This is a genomic window from Treponema bryantii, assembly GCF_900113965.1.
Lineage (GTDB): Bacteria > Spirochaetota > Spirochaetia > Treponematales > Treponemataceae > Treponema_D > Treponema_D bryantii_A.
This window is the reverse complement of record NZ_FORI01000005.1, coordinates 203683-221844: the sequence shown is the minus strand read 5'-3', so window position 1 is coordinate 221844 and position 18162 is coordinate 203683. Positions and strand designations below refer to the sequence as shown.

The 18162-nt window shown below is 40.4% G+C and carries 9 protein-coding genes; 7 read left to right on the top strand and 2 right to left on the bottom strand.

The features are described 5' to 3' along the window. The first annotated feature begins 72 nt into the window (after positions 1-72). From BM161_RS08130 to coaE, 6 genes are all read left to right on the top strand, one after another. A complete protein-coding gene (locus tag BM161_RS08130) occupies positions 73-3330 on the top strand; it encodes an exodeoxyribonuclease V subunit gamma (protein WP_074931504.1) in 3258 nt (1085 codons plus the stop codon). A 3-nt stretch (positions 3331-3333) separates the two neighbouring features. Beyond that, on the top strand, positions 3334-6768 hold the full coding sequence (locus BM161_RS08125; protein WP_074931503.1) for a UvrD-helicase domain-containing protein: 3435 nt from the start codon (positions 3334-3336) through the stop codon (positions 6766-6768). A gap of 11 nt (positions 6769-6779) precedes the next feature. Beyond that, on the top strand, positions 6780-8816 hold the full coding sequence (locus BM161_RS08120) for an ATP-dependent DNA helicase (RefSeq protein WP_074931502.1): 2037 nt from the start codon (positions 6780-6782) through the stop codon (positions 8814-8816). 39 nt (positions 8817-8855) lie between these two features. After that, on the top strand, positions 8856-10556 hold the full coding sequence (locus tag BM161_RS08115) for a SulP family inorganic anion transporter (RefSeq protein WP_074931501.1): 1701 nt from the start codon (positions 8856-8858) through the stop codon (positions 10554-10556). Between the two features lie 267 nt (positions 10557-10823). Continuing rightward, positions 10824-13796 carry a DNA polymerase I gene (polA, locus tag BM161_RS08110; protein ID WP_074931500.1) on the top strand — a complete coding sequence of 991 codons (2973 nt, stop codon included), beginning with the start codon at positions 10824-10826 and terminating at the stop codon, positions 13794-13796. Then, positions 13796-14386, top strand: a complete 591-nt coding sequence (coaE, locus tag BM161_RS08105) for a dephospho-CoA kinase (protein WP_074931499.1) — start codon at positions 13796-13798, stop codon at positions 14384-14386. Before polA ends, coaE begins: the two co-directional genes overlap by 1 nt. Here the strand turns inward: coaE and BM161_RS08100 are convergent. Together BM161_RS08100 and BM161_RS08095 are read right to left on the bottom strand one after the other, a co-directional pair. Continuing rightward, positions 14383-16218: a hypothetical protein gene (locus BM161_RS08100; RefSeq protein ID WP_074931498.1), complete on the bottom strand. Its 1836-nt coding sequence runs from the start codon at positions 16216-16218 to the stop codon at positions 14383-14385. The two genes, coaE and BM161_RS08100, sit on opposite strands and share 4 nt — an antisense overlap. A 12-nt stretch (positions 16219-16230) precedes the next feature. Further along, positions 16231-17205 (bottom strand): hypothetical protein, encoded by a 975-nt coding sequence (locus BM161_RS08095; RefSeq protein WP_074931497.1) that lies wholly within the window; start codon positions 17203-17205, stop codon positions 16231-16233. A 164-nt stretch (positions 17206-17369) separates the two neighbouring features. Here BM161_RS08095 and BM161_RS08090 point away from each other — a divergent pair, with 164 nt between their 5' ends. Continuing rightward, complete coding sequence (locus tag BM161_RS08090; RefSeq protein WP_074931496.1) at positions 17370-17924, top strand: STAS domain-containing protein; 555 nt, start codon at positions 17370-17372, stop codon at positions 17922-17924. The last annotated feature ends 238 nt before the right edge of the window (positions 17925-18162 follow it).

Sequence of the window (18162 nt, the reverse complement as noted above, 5' to 3'; positions counted from 1 at the left end):
CAAAATTCACTTCTTATGTGATTTTTTTTACTAGCCATTAAAAACATGATATATTAATATTAGAGGTCTCGTATGAAAAGTGTTTATACTTCGTGGAATTTGAATCAGCTTGCAGAAACAATGATTGAAAAAATCATGCAGAACTGGACAACTCCATTTAATTCACCAGCTGTTGTTTTTCCAGACCCTAAAACCGAACAATGGTTCAAGCTTCACTGGCTTAAAAGAAAGGTCGCCGGAAACTCCATTTTGATGAACCTCAAAACACTGCGAATCCAGCAGTTTCTTTTTGATCTTGTAACTCCCGAAAACTGTGAAACCGAAAAACTTTCTGTTGAACTTCTTCGCGACCTTATTATAACAAAGCTTACTTCTAAAACCGCTGATAAAAAATACTACTTTGAAAGCTTAGGTGAGCCTCAGATAATTACTTATCTTAGAGACAAATCATCTCCCGAAAAAATAAACGCAAATCATCTTTATGATTTTGCACAGACCATAGCTAGTCTTTTTCTTGATTATGAAGATACCCGCCCGGACACATTAGAAAAAGTTTTGTCTCTTTCACCATGGCAGCAAAAACTTTATGACGATGTAATTGGAGAGTCTGGTGTTGAAATTGAAAACAAAAAATATCTTACCCTTTACCAGCTTGTAAAACTAAATAAAAAAGAGAACGGCGGCACACTCCGCTTTAACTGGAACAAAGAAACTCCGGTTTTTATTTTTGGCTTTACAGGCCTTGGTCAGATTTACCGAAATATTCTTGAAGATTTTTCTAAGGATTATTCCCTTGAAGTTTTCCTTCAGTTTACAGAGATTCCAGAAAAACCTGCAAATCAGTTACTTTCAAAATGGGGAGATTTTGGAAGGGAACAGTTAGCTCTATGGAGTACAAACTGTTCTGCAAAAGCAATTTCCGAAGATCAAGTTTTTAATAAAACTGATTCTCTGCTTCAACGTATACAAAAGTCAATTGTACAAGACAATGAGATTGCAGCCGAAGCTTATAACGCTGCAGACACTTCGCTCACACTCACCGGTGCCCCTACCCGTCTCCGTGAAATAGAAGTTGTGCATTCAAACATTTGTAAGCTTCTTTCAAAGAATGATAATACACAGCTTGGAGATATTCTGGTTGTTGCTCCAAAAATCCAGGATTACAGAACAGCAATTGAACAAGTCTTTGATCAGAATGATTTATTTTCAGCAGATTCAAACTTCCCCTATATTCCATATACAATTGCAGATTATTCCGGAGAACGCTCATTAACGGCTGAGGCACTCAACATTCTTTTTGGAATTCTCAAAAAGCGTTACCTTAGCCGTTCAGATGTTTTTTCACTTCTTCATAATTATCTTGTACAGAGTGTTCGTGACTTTTCAGATGAGGATGTTTCAAACTGGGCCGACTGGTCTTCTAAGTTAAATATCTATCGTGACCGCAATGGACATGAAGAATGGCAGAAAGCAAAAAACAGACTGTTACTTGCCCGGCTGACTTCAGACCTCGTAGAAACTAACGAGCGTAAGTTTTTACCATTTGAAACAATGACCACAGCGGATAATAATTCTCTCTATAAATTTATTCAGATCATTGATGAACTTGTTGAATGGGAATCTTATTCACAAAAAGAAAAACTTGATATTTCAGATATAAACCGGCTGGAAGAACTTTTGAAGAGCTGGCTTTTACTTGACGACAACATACCTGAAAATCTTTATAACGAAAGTCTTGTTTTTCAGAACGTTGTAGAAGAGATTGAACGTCAGCGGCTCACTGCTTCTCCAGACGTTTTTACAGATTGTTTTGCAAATGCGCTTTTTGATCGTTCTGCAGCCGTAACTCTTCACAGCGCTAATATTCTTACACAGGGAATCACATTTGCAAATTTTGAATCAAACCGTATTCTTTCTGCAAAGTATGTTTTCTTTTTAGGCCTTGACTCAAAGGCTTTCCCCGGAGTTGATAACGAAAATGAGCTTGATCTTCGGGGCGACAAAGATAAACGTCTGGCAGGAGACGAATCAATTCCAGACAGAAACAAAAACGCTTTTCTCTGCCAGCTTATGGCCGCCGGCGAAGGACTTTTTTTCAGTTATGTAAATAAAAATCTTCAGAAAGACGAAGAATATTTTAAAAGCTCTGTACTCGAAGATCTTTTCAAAACTGTTTACGATTCAAGCTTTACAGAAAACAGCATAAAGATTGATGAAGACCGCCCATGGAACGAGCTGTATACACAACGCGAGTACCGAAATAAGCACAACTTTATTGCGCTTCAGTACAGTAAAGATTCACAGGATTCTTTATCATCACAAACTCAGACAGATGCTCCACAGGAAGCAGCAACACTCCCCGACCGAATCACAATCAGTCAGATGAAAAAGTTTTTGAATGAACCTTTTATATTTTATGTTTATCAAAAACTTACAAATAATTATGATGATGAAGAAAAGGAACAACTGGAATTCGAACCGCTGTTTTTAAACAACAAAGTAAATTCAGAAATCCGAAAAGATTATATTATTTCTCAATTACAGGGTAAAAATGATATTACTCCTGAAAAGATTTCTTTAACTTTAAGTATTCTCAATTCTCTTCCAGACAGTTATTTTGGAACAGCTGCGGTTGAAACTGTTTTCGAAAATGCTAAAACCATTCTTGAAAAAATAACAACTGAATGTCCATTTGCCGGCAGCTTGATTTTTAACGAAAATAAAATGCATCATATACCACAATTTTCGGGTATCACTCAAAAAGACTGGTATATCTCCGGTGAACTTGCCTGGTATGATAAAAATTATACTGATACAAAAATCATAAATACTCTTGAACTTTCAGGTTCAAATAATGTTATTTCAGGTTATATAACTTCACTTCTTCTGCTGGCAGCACAGCCGGACAATGATAAAAATGTATATGATGTAAATTTACATGTTCTAGTTTTTACTCAGGGCACAGCTTCCATTCCAGAGCCGGAAAACTTTAAGGCAACACCAGCAGACGCAAGATCTATTTTAAATGAAATATATAAAGCCATGTTTATAGATCAATATAAAAAATCTGTACCACTTTCCTTAATTCAGGAAGAGTTCAAAGGTGTTTATAAAAAACAATTTATTTTTTCTTTTAATCAATTTAAAGATAAACTGCAGAGCGATTATGGTCATACTGAGTGGACTTATTTTTCAAAGAAGAAACTATTTGATTTAGATTCAGATCTTGGCTACACCGACGAGACCTTTGATGCAGAATGGAGTAAAGCAAAGATGCATCAAAAACAGCTGATAAAATATCTGAAAATTTTTGACGGAGCGGGAGAATAAAATATGACACTTACAGAATTTGATTTGAATAAGTTTTCTGAAATAAAAGACCGCTCTGAATTAAAACATTCAATGTTTATTCAAGCTTCAGCAGGAACAGGTAAAACTTATACAATCACAGGAATTATCCAAAAGCTTGTTAAAGAAGATTTTGAACTTGAAAAGATACTGGTTGTAACTTATACCGAAAAAGCCGCAGGTGAACTTCGCGACAGAATCAGAAAAGCCTGTCCCGAAAAAGACGTAGACAATGCACCGATTTTCACAATTCACTCGTTCTGTCAGAAAACCCTTTCAGAATTTTCATTTACAGCAAATCAATGTGCAAATCTTACTCTGGTTGAAGATACTGCAATTGACGATTTTATAGATCGCTGGATTCGTGATGTTTTAATCACTGATTCACAATTCAAAAATCTATTTGAAAGTGCAGAAAAACAATCCTCATTTATAAATGCAATTAAAAAAGATTTCAAACATGCAATTTCAAAATATTATCTTGATAACAATAATCATGAAATAAAAGATATTGTATCGCTTGATGATATCTATATTAAAACCGAAGAAAAGAAAAACCGCCCGTCTCAGATTTATACTTTTGCTCAAATTGATAATCTTCTTGAACTTTCAGAAACTGATTATGATTCAATTAAAACTGAATTCGTAAGTGTTCTGTCTGGTAAAGGAACCAAAGCTCATTACGACAAATTAGCAGAATTCAATAAAGCAAAGTTTTATCTCATTCAACTCAAAAAACTCTACATTGCCTGGCAGCAGGAAAAAGAAAACAACAAAGCTCAGAGCTACGACGATATGCTCCGTAGTGTACGCGAAGCAGTTTGTAATCCAGCCTGTGAGTTGAAAAAGCAGCTTCAGAAAAAATATGAGTTCGCAATTATAGATGAGTTTCAGGACACCAACCAGAAACAATGGGACATTTTTAAAACCGTTTTTCTGGAAGACACAGAACACACTCTTATTGTTGTAGGTGATCCAAAGCAGTCTATTTATGCATTTCAGGGTGCTGATGTCAATGTTTATAACAAAGCCATCTCTTCTATTGCAGAACAAAATGGTCTTGCCTGTAAGCTTTCAAAAAACTATCGCTCAACAAATAAAATTGTACAGGGATGTAATATCCTGTTCAGGAACTTTTTTTCTCCGGAAGCGGGAATTACTTTTTCACCTTCCGATATTAATGGTAAGAAGGCACCTGCACAATATTCAGGTAAAGAAGTTAATCCATTCTGGATAGCAGGCAATGAAGATAAAAATATTACCGAAAAAGATTTTGCAAAACTCACAGCACAGACAATTGTAGACTGTTGTACATGGGTAGATGGAAAAACAAAACTTCAAGTAAATGGCAAAGACGGTTTACGAAATGTAAGCTTCCGTGACTTTGCCATTCTTGTACGCTCATCTTCTGAGTTTACAGAAACAGAACGCTCCCTCAAAAAAGCCGGTATTCCGTTTCTTCGCTACAAGGATGCAAATCTCTTCTATGGAAAAGAATGTACAAACTGGATTTCTCTTTTTAATGCAATTACCGCAAAAGATTTTACAGGCCATAATCGTACAATTTTAAGCGAAGCGCTGTTCACAGATTTCTTTGGAATCCCGATAGAAAATATTCAGGATGAAAAATATGATAATCCGGCTTCTCCAGAAAGACAGCTGATAATTCAGTGGCAGCAGTTAGCACAACAGAGAAAATGGGCAAAACTTTTGGAAAAGATTTTTGCTGATACAATGATAGAAAACAGGCTTTCTAAACTCGATAAAATGCAGTCACTCGCAAAAATCCGCCAAATTGGAAATTATGCTGTAGACTATCTGTACAAAACTGACAGCTCACTCGAAGATGTAAGCAAACATCTTTTACGCCTATCAACTGATTCTGATTCTTCAATTGATGATGGAAACATTGTTGAAAAAGCAACTGATTTTGACTGTGTTCAGCTCATGACAATACACGCTTCAAAGGGACTGGAATTCCCGGTTGTTATTGTACCGGCCGGCCTAAAAGCCAGAAATCCAAATGTAGCGCACACTTATCTTTATCATGATGCACAGTGCAACACAAAGCTGAGTTTTTCACCTTATGGAAAACAGCAGACAACCGTCGAAGAAGATTATGAACGCGAAAGAATTTATTATGTAGCATACACAAGAGCTTCTTCCATTCTCATGCTTCCGCTTTATGATGTCTGGGATCCGGCTGTAGACTCAAGTAAATCAAGTATCTACGCATTCCTGCGAAATAATATTCTTGCCCTTTTTGAAGAAAAAGATAACAAGGCCCCTCTTTATGTAAGAGAAGTGAAAGACAATAATAAAAATTATGAAGATCTCCAGAATGATGTTCAGCTCATTCTCAAAGAAACAAAGAACACTCAGGCACAACAGCCACAGGGGCAAGCTTCAGAAAATGATTTTACTGAAGAGCAGCAGCTCGCAGAAGCAAAACGTCTTTCAGCCAAAATTCCATCTCTGATTCTTCACAAGCATTCTTACTCTTCCCTTTCTCATAAAAAAACTGCTGCAGAGTCCATCGCAAACTCGACATCAGAAAGCATGACTGAAAACGGTGGTCGCGCAGATAAAGAAGGAGCTGATTTACAACACGTCTCTCTTGCAGGTTTTGATGCGACAGAAAATCCAATTACATACAAAGCAAATCCAGATTCACAGGATCACAGCACTCCGACAATTTCTGTTCCATACAATTATCCTAAGGGAGCACGACTTGGTATTGCACTTCATGAAGTTTTTGAAAAAGCTGATTTTGCAGCTGCTGAAAATGATGAGAGCATACACCGTCTCATAACGGCCTGCTTCGAGAAGCAGACCTTGAGCATTCCGCCAGAAGATCCAGACCACTGGCTCACATACACCTCATCGATTTTGTGGAACACCCTTAATGCAAAGCTTCCAGAAATTTCCGGCGCCACACAAACCTGCCGTTACTTCAGCCTTAGCGAACTGGCCCCAGAAGACCGTATAAGCGAAGCAGAGTTTAATATGAACGCCGACCTCTCCGATATTTTGAAAAACTACTGCAACGGTTTTATAGACCTCGTCTTCAAACGCAACGTCGACGGAAAAGAGCTCTATTCCATACTCGACTGGAAGAGTGACTCTTTTGAAGAAGCGCAGTATGCTGACGGAGCCGTTCTCAAAACCCATTCTGATGACAGGTATTCCATCCAGCGCGTTTTATATTCTTACAGCCTCATAAAATGGCTTGCTTCTTTCTATAAAAATGAAACAGAAGCTGAAGTTTTTGAAAACCACTTCGGTGGTATTTATTACACTTACGTACGCGGCTGTAATGCTGGCACCTGCAGCGGAATCTATGCGCGCACCTGGAAGAGCTGGCAGGAACTCGAAAATGCCTTTAAGAAAATCCTTAAAGATTTACAGATTGCAGACTAAGGGGACAGAACATGAAGGAAACAGAAAAACTTAAACTCAAAGAATTTTGCGAAAAACTGAAAAACATGAACTGTCTTTCTCTTGTCTGGGAAAAAGTTCTGGATGTACTTATCCAGCTCGAGCCAAATGCAGAGTTTGAAGCTCTTGCAGTTTTCTGCATTTATTTTTCACAGCTCGATGATGGTAATATCTGTATTCCAATGGACGCTGTAAAACTCACAGAAAAATGGCAGAAAAAATGGGAAGGTCTCCTCCTCATAGAAAATCATCTTGAACAAAAAAACGAAGATGATAAATATTTTGAAGCAATCATAAAAGAAGGTCTTCCAAAAATCTCCCGGCAGCTTCTTCCAAACCTCATCGAATATTATGATGATGAAAGTACAACAAGCTTTTCAAAACCCTTTGTAATTGATGAAGGATGGCTTTTTGCCGCTAAATATTTTAAGGCAAAACTGATTATCGAAAAACGCATCAAGCTCATAATGCAGCACAATACAATTCCGCCTCTTGAAGAAGAAAAGGTAAGAATTCGTGAATATTTTACGAAACTTACTACTGCAGAAGGCCACACTCCAATGATTCTTAAAGATGAACAAATAGATGCAATTCTTCGCGGTCTGAACGAAAACCTCATAATTACCGGAGGTCCTGGAACTGGAAAGACCACCGTAGTCTGCTATCTTTTGTGGGAACTTTTTTCAACAAAAGACATTATGGATTACTCTTTGTATCTTGCAGCCCCAAGTGGAAAAGCCGCAGACCGCATGAAGGAAAGTATTTCCGAAACTCTTTCCCGCCTCAATCTCAATGCAATTCCGGCAGGCCAGGAGCACGACATTGCCCATGCAGTTTTTGAAAAACTCAACAATTCACAATCTTCAACAATTCATCGTCTTCTCAGTTTTAATCCTTCAACAAACGGCTTCAGATATAACGCAGAAAATCAGTTTGATGAAAAATCAATTTTTGTAATTGATGAAGCAAGTATGATTGACATTTCTCTCTTCTGTTCCCTGCTCGAAGCAATTCCGGAAAAAGCCAGAATATTTATTCTGGGGGATAAAGACCAGCTTCCTTCTGTTCAGGCAGGTGCAGTCCTTGGTGAACTTCTTGCAAACAAAAAAGGCAGTGTAGCAGCACTCAAACAGTCCAGCCGCTTTAATGATAATTCAGATATCGGCCGTCTCAAAAATGCAATGCAGGAAGAAACTCCTCTGGAAAAGAATCTTGCAAACCTTACAGAATGGAAGGCCTGGAAAACACAGAATAATTTCTCCATTCCCGCAAAAGGAGAGTTCCCGGTTACATCATTTATTCCAGAAAAAAAATATGCTTTACGCGAAGATCAGCTAAATGAAATAATTGCTTCATGGGCCGACACTTTCTTTACTCAGCTTGTACATAAAGCACATGAAGCGACAAAAGATTTTGAAATTCAAAAAATCAATGAACTTTGGGAACTTGCATGTACAGCACGCATTTTATGTGCAGAAAGAAAAGGTCTTCAGGGTGTAGAGACAATTAACAAAGAAGTCTGCAGTTATATTTTAAATAAACAAAAGCTTACTTCTGATGATGAGTACTTTACAGGCCAGCTTTTAATTCTCACAAAAAACCAGAACCTGTTCTGTCTTTATAATGGTGACTCAGGCATTGTTGTTGAACATAACGATTTAAAATATCTTATGGTCAAAAAAGAAATTAAGACTAAATCTGATTCGTCACCAAACATGACTAACGAACGTTCGTTATCACAACAAGGAATCTTCCAGAAAGAAAGCTATATATTCTACCCTCTTCACTTGTTACCCAAAGAGTCAATTGAAACTGCCTATGCAATTACAATTCATAAATCACAGGGCTCAGGTTATAAAGCAATTCTGGTTCTTCTACCAGAACAGGCAGGCCATCCGCTTTTGAACAGACAGATTGCATACACAGCTATCACCAGAACAGAAGGCTCTACCTACATCTACGCAGATTACGACACCCTCGAAAATGCACGAAAGACGGTGATTACAAGAGACACACGAATAAATCTTTAGCATGACACACTCATGTAAACTCGGTATAATCTTCTCACTATGTTTAAACCAGAGTTACTTAATTCGCTCAAGACTTATAATTCAAAGACTTTTGTGAGCGACCTCATCGCCGGTGTAATCGTCGGCATTGTTGCACTTCCACTTGCAATCGCATTTGCCATTGCTTCGGGAGTAAATCCTGCGGCGGGACTTTTTACCGCAATCATCGCAGGTTTTTGTATTTCTGCATTTGGCGGAAGCCGCGTTCAGATTGGCGGCCCTACAGGTGCATTTGCAGTAATCGTTTATGGAGTAGTTGCTCAGTACGGACTTTCAGGCCTCGCCACCGCAACCGTTATGGCCGGAATCATTTTGATTCTTCTCGGCGCTTTTAAAATGGGCGGTCTGGTAAAGTTTATTCCTTACACAATCGTTACAGGCTTTACAGCAGGTATTGCAGTTACAATCGCTGCCGGACAGCTCGGAGACTTCTTCGGACTCCGTCCGGACTTCTCAACTCCAATGATGATTCTTGGTGAAGAGTATTCAAAGATGCCTGGTGATTTCCTTCCAAAAATCATCGTTTACATCCGCTCGGCTGCAAGCTTCAACCTCTATTCAACAATCATGGCTGCAGTTTGTCTCGCCTTCATTTTTATCTGGTCTAAGTTTATTAAAAAGATTCCTGGAAGCTTTGTTGTAATCATTCTTGCTACAGTTGTAAGCATTATCCTTGAAAAAACAGCAGGCCTTCACACAGACACAATCGGAAAGTTCGCAGACGGCTCACAGCACTTTGTAATTCCAAACACACTTCCAAAGCCACAGTTGCCAGCTCTCAGCCTTAAGACAATCACAACACTCTTCCCTACAGCAATTTCAATCGCAGTTCTCGCCGCAATTGAATCCCTTCTTTCTGCTGTAGTTGCAGACGGTATGATTGGTTCAAAGCACGATTCAAACACTGAGCTTATCGCCCAGGGTATTGCAAACATCGCAAGCCCACTCTTCGGCGGAATCCCAGCTACTGGTGCTATTGCCCGCACAGCCACAAACATTAAGAATGGCGGACGCACACCAATCGCCGGAATCATCCACGCAATCACACTTTTGATTATTCTTCTGTTCGCAGGAAAATATGCCGCTTATATCCCAATGGCAGCCCTTGCAGCAGTTCTTATCAACGTTGCCTGGAACATGGCAGGCTTCCCTGCTATCCGCTCACTGCTCAAAGGACAGAAATCAGATATCTGTGTATTCACAGTTACCTTCCTTATCACAGTATTCGTAGACCTTACAGTTGCTATTGAAGTTGGACTTGGCTTTGCTGCCTTCTTCTTCATCAAGAAGATGATTGATCTTTCAGAAGTTCAGAATCAGAGAGAAACACTTACCGGCGGTATCAAGGTTGATCAGCCTGCAGAAAACCTCGACATTCCGCCACAGACTTTCGTTTACGAAATTGAAGGACCTCTCTTCTTCGGTACAGTACGTAAGTTCGAGCTTGCAACAGAGCGCGCACAGTCTGACTGTAAATATCTTGTTCTCCGCATGAGAAACACAATTTATCTTGATGCCGGTGGAATTAAGGCTCTTGAACAGTGTAAAGCCGCATGTGACCGCAAGGGAATTACAATTGTAATCAGCGGTATTCACACACAGCCTTATCTCTTGCTTGAGAAAACAGGCATGGCAGATACTCTTGGACGTGAGAATATTTTTGACAATATTACTGATGCGCTTAACAGGTGCCGTAAATAAGGTAATTGTAAAAATACCGGCTCATAAAAAAATCTGACGGGCTCCCGCTGGCGCTGGGTACGAACATGCTCGCTTTCCGTTTTTGGGTAAGAATTCTGCGGTTTTCGCAAGCGAAAATCCTCGAATTCTTTTCATGCAAGTCTGCAAAGACGTCAAGAGGCAGTCCGCACCCATCGCCCGCTCCGCCCGTCAGATTTTTTATTCCAAATATACAATTACCTTCCTTCCGAACTTGCACGCGCCCTGCATTTCGTCTAAAATATTCTCATGTCAACAAACGAATTTAATGAGAAAACTGTATACATTTTGGACAGCTACGGCCTTATTTTCCGCAGCTATTTTGCATTTATAAACCGTCCGCTCACAAACCCGCGCGGCGAAAACGTTTCGGCCCTCTTCGGCTTTTTCAGAAACTTTCATTTTATCCTTGAACATTACAAGCCAGGCTACATAGTTGCAGCCATGGACAGCAAAACAAAAACCTTCCGTCACGAAATGTACGACCAGTACAAGGCAACTCGTCCAAAAACTCCGGAAGATCTTCACGCTCAGATTCCGTGGATCTGCGACACCCTCAAAGCCCTCGGAATCCCGGTTCTTCAGTGCGACGGCTACGAAGCAGACGACATTATTGCAACAGTAGCCCGCAAGTGCCGCGAAACAGGCCGCACCTGCCGCATCCTCAGCGGTGACAAGGACCTCATGCAGCTCGTAGACGAAACCACTCAGATTATGAAGCCAGAATCAGGCGCAAATACCTGGAAGGTTACCGGCATAGAAGGCGTTGAAGCCGAATGGGGTGTTAAGCCTCCTCAGCTCCTCGACCTGCTTTCCCTTTACGGAGATACCGCCGACAATATTCCTGGCGTTCACGGAGTCGGCGTAAAAACCGCTTCCAAGCTCCTGGGCGATTACGGTGACCTCGACGGCATCTACGCCCACATCGACGAAATCAAAGGCGCAATGCAGAAAAAGCTCGCCGACGGTAAAAAGGACGCCTACTTCAGCCGCGACCTCGTCCGCCTCTGCGACACCGTTCCGTGCCCTGACATCGACGCCGCCATTAATTCCGACAAGTACACCTTCAACTACCACGCCGCCGCCGACCTCCTCATGAGTTTCGGTGTTCCAGCCGTAGCCAAAAGTTACGCTGCGCTTGGAGTTGAAAATGGTCAAAAGATGGAAGGGGAAGTCTTCCCCCGCTCTAATGGGGAAGCCGTTAAAAAACAAGCTGCGGCAGCGGGTTGTTTTAGGCTTGACCACCAAAATGCGCACAATCAGGCTATGCCTGATTGTCCTTCATCAGAGAGCTCGATTATTCATTCAATCACCCAAAATGACACCTCATCTTACAAGGCCATCACCACACTCGCGGACCTCACGAAATTCATAGACTCCGCTCTAAAATCAAAGTCAGTAGCCTACGACAGCGAAACCGACGGCCTGGACACAATAACCGCAAACATCCTCGGCTTCTCCCTCTGCTACGAAGAAGGAAAAGCCGTATACATACCAATCGCCCGTGACGATGGCGACCTCTTCTCAGAAACTGTAGGAGTTTCACTCAAAGACGCCCTCACACAGCTTCTCCGCCTCTTTGACGCAGACCTCACCATCGCAATGCACAACGCAAAGTTCGACCTCAAGGTGCTTGCCACAAACATCAGAAAAGCAGGCTTCAAGGATGCAGACACTATCATCAATAAAATCTTAAAGGCAAAACTTCACGACACAATGATATACGCCTGGCTTCAGAATCCTGAACGCCTTGGCAAAAACGGCTACTCCCTCGAGTTCCTCGGAGAAACAGTACTCGGTCTCAAAGGAATCGAGTTCTCCGAGATCGTCTCAAAAGGCCAGACCTTTGCCGACGTCCCACTCGAAAAAGCCGCACCATACGCCGCCGAAGACGCCGACTTCACGTTGAAGTTGTATAAGAAGCAGGAAAATACGGTCATTGAGCCTGTCGAAATGACCGCGGCTAACGGTAGTTTCGACAAGCTCAACCACCGTAATCACCTTACAAACCTCTTCTCTCTCGAAATGTCTATCCTCCCCGTTCTCACCCGCATGGAGCTCACCGGAATCCATCTGGACACCGCTACCCTCCATGCCTACAACAAAGAACTCACAGAAGGAATCGCAGCCGCAGAGCAGGCAATCTATAAGGAAGTTGGACACGAGTTTAATATTGCTTCTCCAAAACAGCTTCAGACAGTTCTCTTTGAAGAACGAGGTCTTAAAGCCGGAAAGAAAACAAAAACCGGCTACTCAACCGACACATCAGTTCTCGAAGAACTCGCCTTTGAAGATCCTGTTCCTCGCATGATTCTCGACTACCGCGAGATGGCAAAGCTCAAATCAACCTATGTTGAAACTCTGCCAAAGCTTACAGATAATCAGGGCCGCATACACACAGATTTCGTACAGACAGGAACCGCCACCGGCCGCCTCTCTTGCCGCGAACCAAACCTTCAGAATATTCCGGTACGCAATGAAGCCGGCCGCCGCATCCGTTCAGCCTTCACCGCTCCGGACGGCAAAGTTCTCATCTCTGCCGACTACGCTCAGATTGAACTTGTAGTTCTTGCTCATCTTTCAAACGATGCAAATATGTGTAAATCCTTCATCGAAGGAACAGACGTCCACAAATCCACCGCAGCCCTTATCTACGGAGTTACTCCAGACGAAGTCACCCCGGATATGCGCCGCACCGCAAAAACAATCAACTTTGGTGTAATCTACGGAATGTCCGCCTTCCGCCTTGCCCGCGACCTTGGAATCAGCCGTACACAGGCAAGCCAGTTTATTGAAAACTACTTTGCCCAGTACAGCAGCGTAGATTCCTTTATCAAAGAAACAATCCAGAAAGCAGAACAGACAGGCTACGTAGAAACTATCTTCGGCCGCCGCCGCCCTATTCTCGCAATCAACAGCCGAAATAAGGTAGAAAAATCAGCAGCAGAACGCATCGCCGTTAATACTCCGGTTCAGGGCTCAGCCGCAGACATTGTAAAAAAGGCAATGCTCAACGTCTCTGCCGCCCTCGAAGAATCCGGCTCACCGGCAAAGCTCCTTCTTCAGGTTCACGATGAACTGATTTTTGAATGCCCGGACGACCAGACAACAATCGACGCAACAATCGCACTCATAAAAGATAAGATGGAAAACGCAGTAAAACTCAACGTTCCGCTGCGCGTTAGTATTGAATATGGCAAAAACTGGGGAGAATTCCACTAATGTTTGATAGAGGCAGCAAAGCCGCTCCGGCAGACAATAAAGCAGAAACTCAGGTGATCGCCGTCGTAGGCCCAATGGCCGCCGGCAAGAACTATATCTGTGCAAAACTCCAGAGCGAAGGCTGGGCTGCCGTAGACGCAGACATTCTCGTACACAGTGCCATCGAAATTGCAAAAGACCGCATTCTCGATACCTTTATTCCTTATGCCGAACAGCAGAATCTCAAGCTTACTCGTACCGACGGCACAATCGACCGCCGTGCGCTCGGTAAGCTTCTGTTTGCAATCCCTGAGCTTTTGAAGATTCAGGAATCAATTGTGTACCCAATTATCACAAAGCAGATTGAAGACTTTATCAGTGAACATAAAAAAACAATCATAAATGCAACCGTGCTTTATAAAACACCGGAGCTTCTTGCCCGCTGTGAAAAAATCCTCTTTGTAACAGCTCCATTTTTTACAAGACTTCGCCGTGCCCGAAACCGCGACCATCTTTCGTATAAACAAATATTGCGCCGCTTTCACGCGCAGCGCAATTTGTTAAGAGAATATAAAAAGACCGGGCTTCAAATAGAAATTATAAAAAACTAAATTCTCGAATGTCTTGAAACAAAGAATACTGACGAACAAATCAATACTATAACGTAGAGAACCAGTCCCGTTATCATACCGCCCGAAATGCCTAAGCCTCCAAGCAGAACGTAATTTATGAGACGGAAGAGGAACATTATCATATTGTAAGAAAGCAGCGAAACAAAGATAAACGGAATAAAGGCAAAGGCCCATGAGAACTTAAAATACTGATTTGCATCAATTCTGTTATTCCAGCCAAAGCCTGCAAGCAGAATAAAGAGAATAAGAATCCACAGAGGATAGAATATTCTGTTCATCATAGCCTGACCGTACACTTCAGGACAGAAGCCGTATTTTTCTGCCATATGAACAAGACGTATCAAAGACGGCAGAGACATAGATTCTGGAGTTGCTGTTGATTTTTCCAGAAGAAGGAAATTATCATAAGGAATTGAAAGCAGCAGATATTCAGGTGTAGTTGCAATCTCACCATTCTGATAAGTATAAAGCGGTTCATTATGAATCTCTGGAGAATCGCGGCCAACAGACTTAAGCATAATATAAGGAACGCAGTCAATACTGTCATCAATTCCCATAAGAGCCTTAGTTGTAGGTGTAAGAGTTTTTACAGAAACCGGCAGAACCTTTGCATAAGGAACAGTCATTGTTCTGAAAATCTCACCTGTACGTGTAACAGAAACAATTGTGAGCGCACGCAGATACTGAATTGAGTTTCCTGTAGAAGCCACAGTTGTCATACCCTTAAAGTAAATAACGTCCTGTGAGCCATCCGCATATTCATAGGCAAAATATACGTCATTTGCACTCTCAAAGCTTTTAAGCTCAAAAGTCTCATCAACAAAGAAGCTTCGTTCATTAATTCTGTTTTCTGCAATCTGAAGATAGAACACAACATCCGGGTCAGACTGCATTTCACGTGAAGACTGATAAAGCTCGCGGAAAATATAATAAGCCTTAAGGTCATCCTTCTGTACCAGTGCAAGATAGCCCTGATATTTCTTTTCAAACAAAAGCTGACCTTCAGTTTTTGCAAGATTATGATATTCAGTAAGATTGTTCCAGGCAGCAGTTGAAAGCTTCTTTAATTCTTCAAGATTTGGATCTTTAGAAGTAGCAAGCTTAATTCCAAGTTCAGAATAATAATGCGCATTAAACCATTCTTTTTTATCATATGCTGTCTGAGCTTTTTCATACAATTTGTAAACTTCATTAATCTGCTCTGCATCAATTACTACGCGGTCAACCTTCTCCGCCTCTTCTACAGACTCATAAAGCTTAAAACGAATATTCGAAGTTCTGGCACGGTTAATTTCAACATCTGCACGGTCACGTAAATTAAGAGCATTCTTTTCGTTCGGACTCAGCTTAAGAGCAGCGTCTGCATAATTCATGGCACGCTCATAGTAGCCGTTATCAAAAAGCTTATTTCCTACATTGATATAATCATTTACGATTTTTGGTCTGTTAATAATAGAAGCCTTTTTATTTGCAGTAACAAGAACCAGCACTTCTGTACAGATTGTAAGTAAGAAGGCAACTGATATAGAAACAATCATTACTACCTTAAAGCGGTCCATCATTGCTTTTGAGAATCGCTCTGTACTTCCTTCTGAATTGCGGCCAAAATGAACAGAACAGCTTACAACAAAACCGGTAATAGCAACTCCAGGAATATATCTTCCAAAATTCTGGAGACTTGTCATAATCTTATAAACAACAATTGAAGACTGTGGAACTGTAGAAGGAACATCGCTCAAAAAGCCCATCACAAAGCTTACAATAAGGCCAATTCCTATGAAGATTGAAAGTATTCCAAATATTTTTTTCATAGCCACCCTTCCCTATCTAGCCTTTTTAGCATGCTGACGAACTGCGAATTTAACAATTCCAGTAATTATAAAAACAAGTGCAAAGAAGCAATTGATTAAGAACAGAATCGGTTCACTTACAATTCCACCAAAGCCTCTGAAAAATCCGTTAGACATAATACGAGACTTTAGGATGTCAAACTGAGGAGCGTAATATAAAGAATTAACGCACAAAATTAATGCAACGGTAATAAACAGAATAACTGCATTTAAAAGGCGCCAGTCAAAGAAACCGGTAATTCCATATATCGAACACATAACAAGAACAAAAGAAAATAGAAGCAAAAGCTGTCTTAAATCTGGTGTATATTCACTGTTGATTTTTGTAATCAAAAGCTTAAAGTCAATTGGAATCTGATTTTCATCTGCACCAAAGATATTTTTAAGCTGAACCTCTCTATATGGAAGAGCTTTTTTGTTCAATGCAAATCCAGGGTAATCACCAATCACTCTGTAATCAACTTCACCATATTCAGAAGTATCAATTATAATAGCCGGAGCTTCTGCAACTGAGCCCGCTCCCGAACTTTCAAACTCTCTTGTAAAATAATAAACCTTATCATCCACTTTACGGAAATAATTTGGAGAAAGAGCTTCCCTTTCGATCTGGAAGTTAAACTTTTTATTACAGAAATCTCTAAGCTTTAAGGTAGCAGGCATTAAAACTACCCAGGTAATAAGACAAAGAATAATAAATACAATAAACTGAAGCACTCCACCCGGATGTCTTATGCGGTAATAAGAGATCACAGGAATAATGAAAATCAGCATACATGGCATTACATAGAATAAAGACTGAAAGAGTTCTGTATCGGTAAAAAAGGTAATATCACGGCCGGAAATAAATCCAAGCAGATTCAAATAAAGAGAATACAAAAGGGTTCCCAGAACAGTTCCCAGGATCAGTATAACCAGATAAATCAAGGCTAATTTTAATGCTTTCTTCATATTTGTCCTACATTCAGTTTAGGCTACTATTATACACTATAATTATCGGCATAAAATTGAGAAAATTTACTATATAAAAGTAATGAAGAAAAATTGCGTTTATACCGATAATAAGTTTGACATATAATGCATTTCTTAGATATAATAAGAAGATAGGATGTAATATGGACAATAACAATGGAATTATTCCTGGTTTTGACAACGACAAAGATGACAGCCTTACTATCTCTTTGAGAAAAGCTGAAGGTGTCCCACATGGTATGTTTATCTATCTTAGTGGATATATCGACACCTATAATTCCAGCTTCTTTCAAAAACAGATTCAAAAAGTAATGGATGCGGGGTTTATTAACTTAATTTTTAACTGTTCTTCATTGAACTACGTTTCTTCTACAGGAATCGGTTCTTTTACTGTGTTCCTCAAGGTTGTAAAACCTAAGGGAGGAGATGTAATTCTTCTTGAGATTCAGCCAAAAGTTTATGAAGTTTTTCAGTTGCTTGGATTCTCACAGTTCTTCAATATTAAGAGTACTGCTGATGAAGCTATTGCGTTCTTTAATAATGGAGGCGCAACAACTAGTTCTTCTGTATTCCCTCTTGTAATCTCCTGCCTTGTTTGCAATAAAAAGCTCCGTGCAACTAAGTCTGGACGCTTCCGCTGTTCAGGCTGCCGCTCAATTCTTGCTATCAATGAAATGGGTGAAGTTTCGCTCGGTTAAGCCAGTTGAATAAAATGCTCACAAAAGACCTTCAGTGCGCTGAGGGTCTTTTTTTTATTTCAGGCAGTTTGTGAAAGTTTCACAAAATTTCGTGAAACATTGACTGTGGATAAAGTGTGGATAACTTACGAATTTAGTCCTATCATCAAACTAAAATTTTGCATAATTTAATTAAATAATAAATTAAAAAATAAAGTATGATATTAGCACGTATTCTAATTCTTTGTATTATATAGAA

What these genes read in the sequence shown, in the direction of transcription:
- BM161_RS08120 (WP_074931502.1), top strand. Translation starts at nt 6,780, where the DNA reads ATGAAGGAAACAGAAAAACTTAAACTCAAAGAATTTTGCGAAAAACTG.
- BM161_RS08100 (WP_074931498.1), bottom strand. Translation starts at nt 16,218, where the DNA reads ATGAAAAAAATATTTGGAATACTTTCAATCTTCATAGGAATTGGCCTT.
- BM161_RS08130 (WP_074931504.1), top strand. Translation starts at nt 73, where the DNA reads ATGAAAAGTGTTTATACTTCGTGGAATTTGAATCAGCTTGCAGAAACA.
- BM161_RS08115 (WP_074931501.1), top strand. Translation starts at nt 8,856, where the DNA reads ATGTTTAAACCAGAGTTACTTAATTCGCTCAAGACTTATAATTCAAAG.
- coaE (WP_074931499.1), top strand. Translation starts at nt 13,796, where the DNA reads ATGTTTGATAGAGGCAGCAAAGCCGCTCCGGCAGACAATAAAGCAGAA.
- BM161_RS08090 (WP_074931496.1), top strand. Translation starts at nt 17,370, where the DNA reads ATGGACAATAACAATGGAATTATTCCTGGTTTTGACAACGACAAAGAT.
- BM161_RS08125 (WP_074931503.1), top strand. Translation starts at nt 3,334, where the DNA reads ATGACACTTACAGAATTTGATTTGAATAAGTTTTCTGAAATAAAAGAC.
- polA (WP_074931500.1), top strand. Translation starts at nt 10,824, where the DNA reads ATGTCAACAAACGAATTTAATGAGAAAACTGTATACATTTTGGACAGC.
- BM161_RS08095 (WP_074931497.1), bottom strand. Translation starts at nt 17,205, where the DNA reads ATGAAGAAAGCATTAAAATTAGCCTTGATTTATCTGGTTATACTGATC.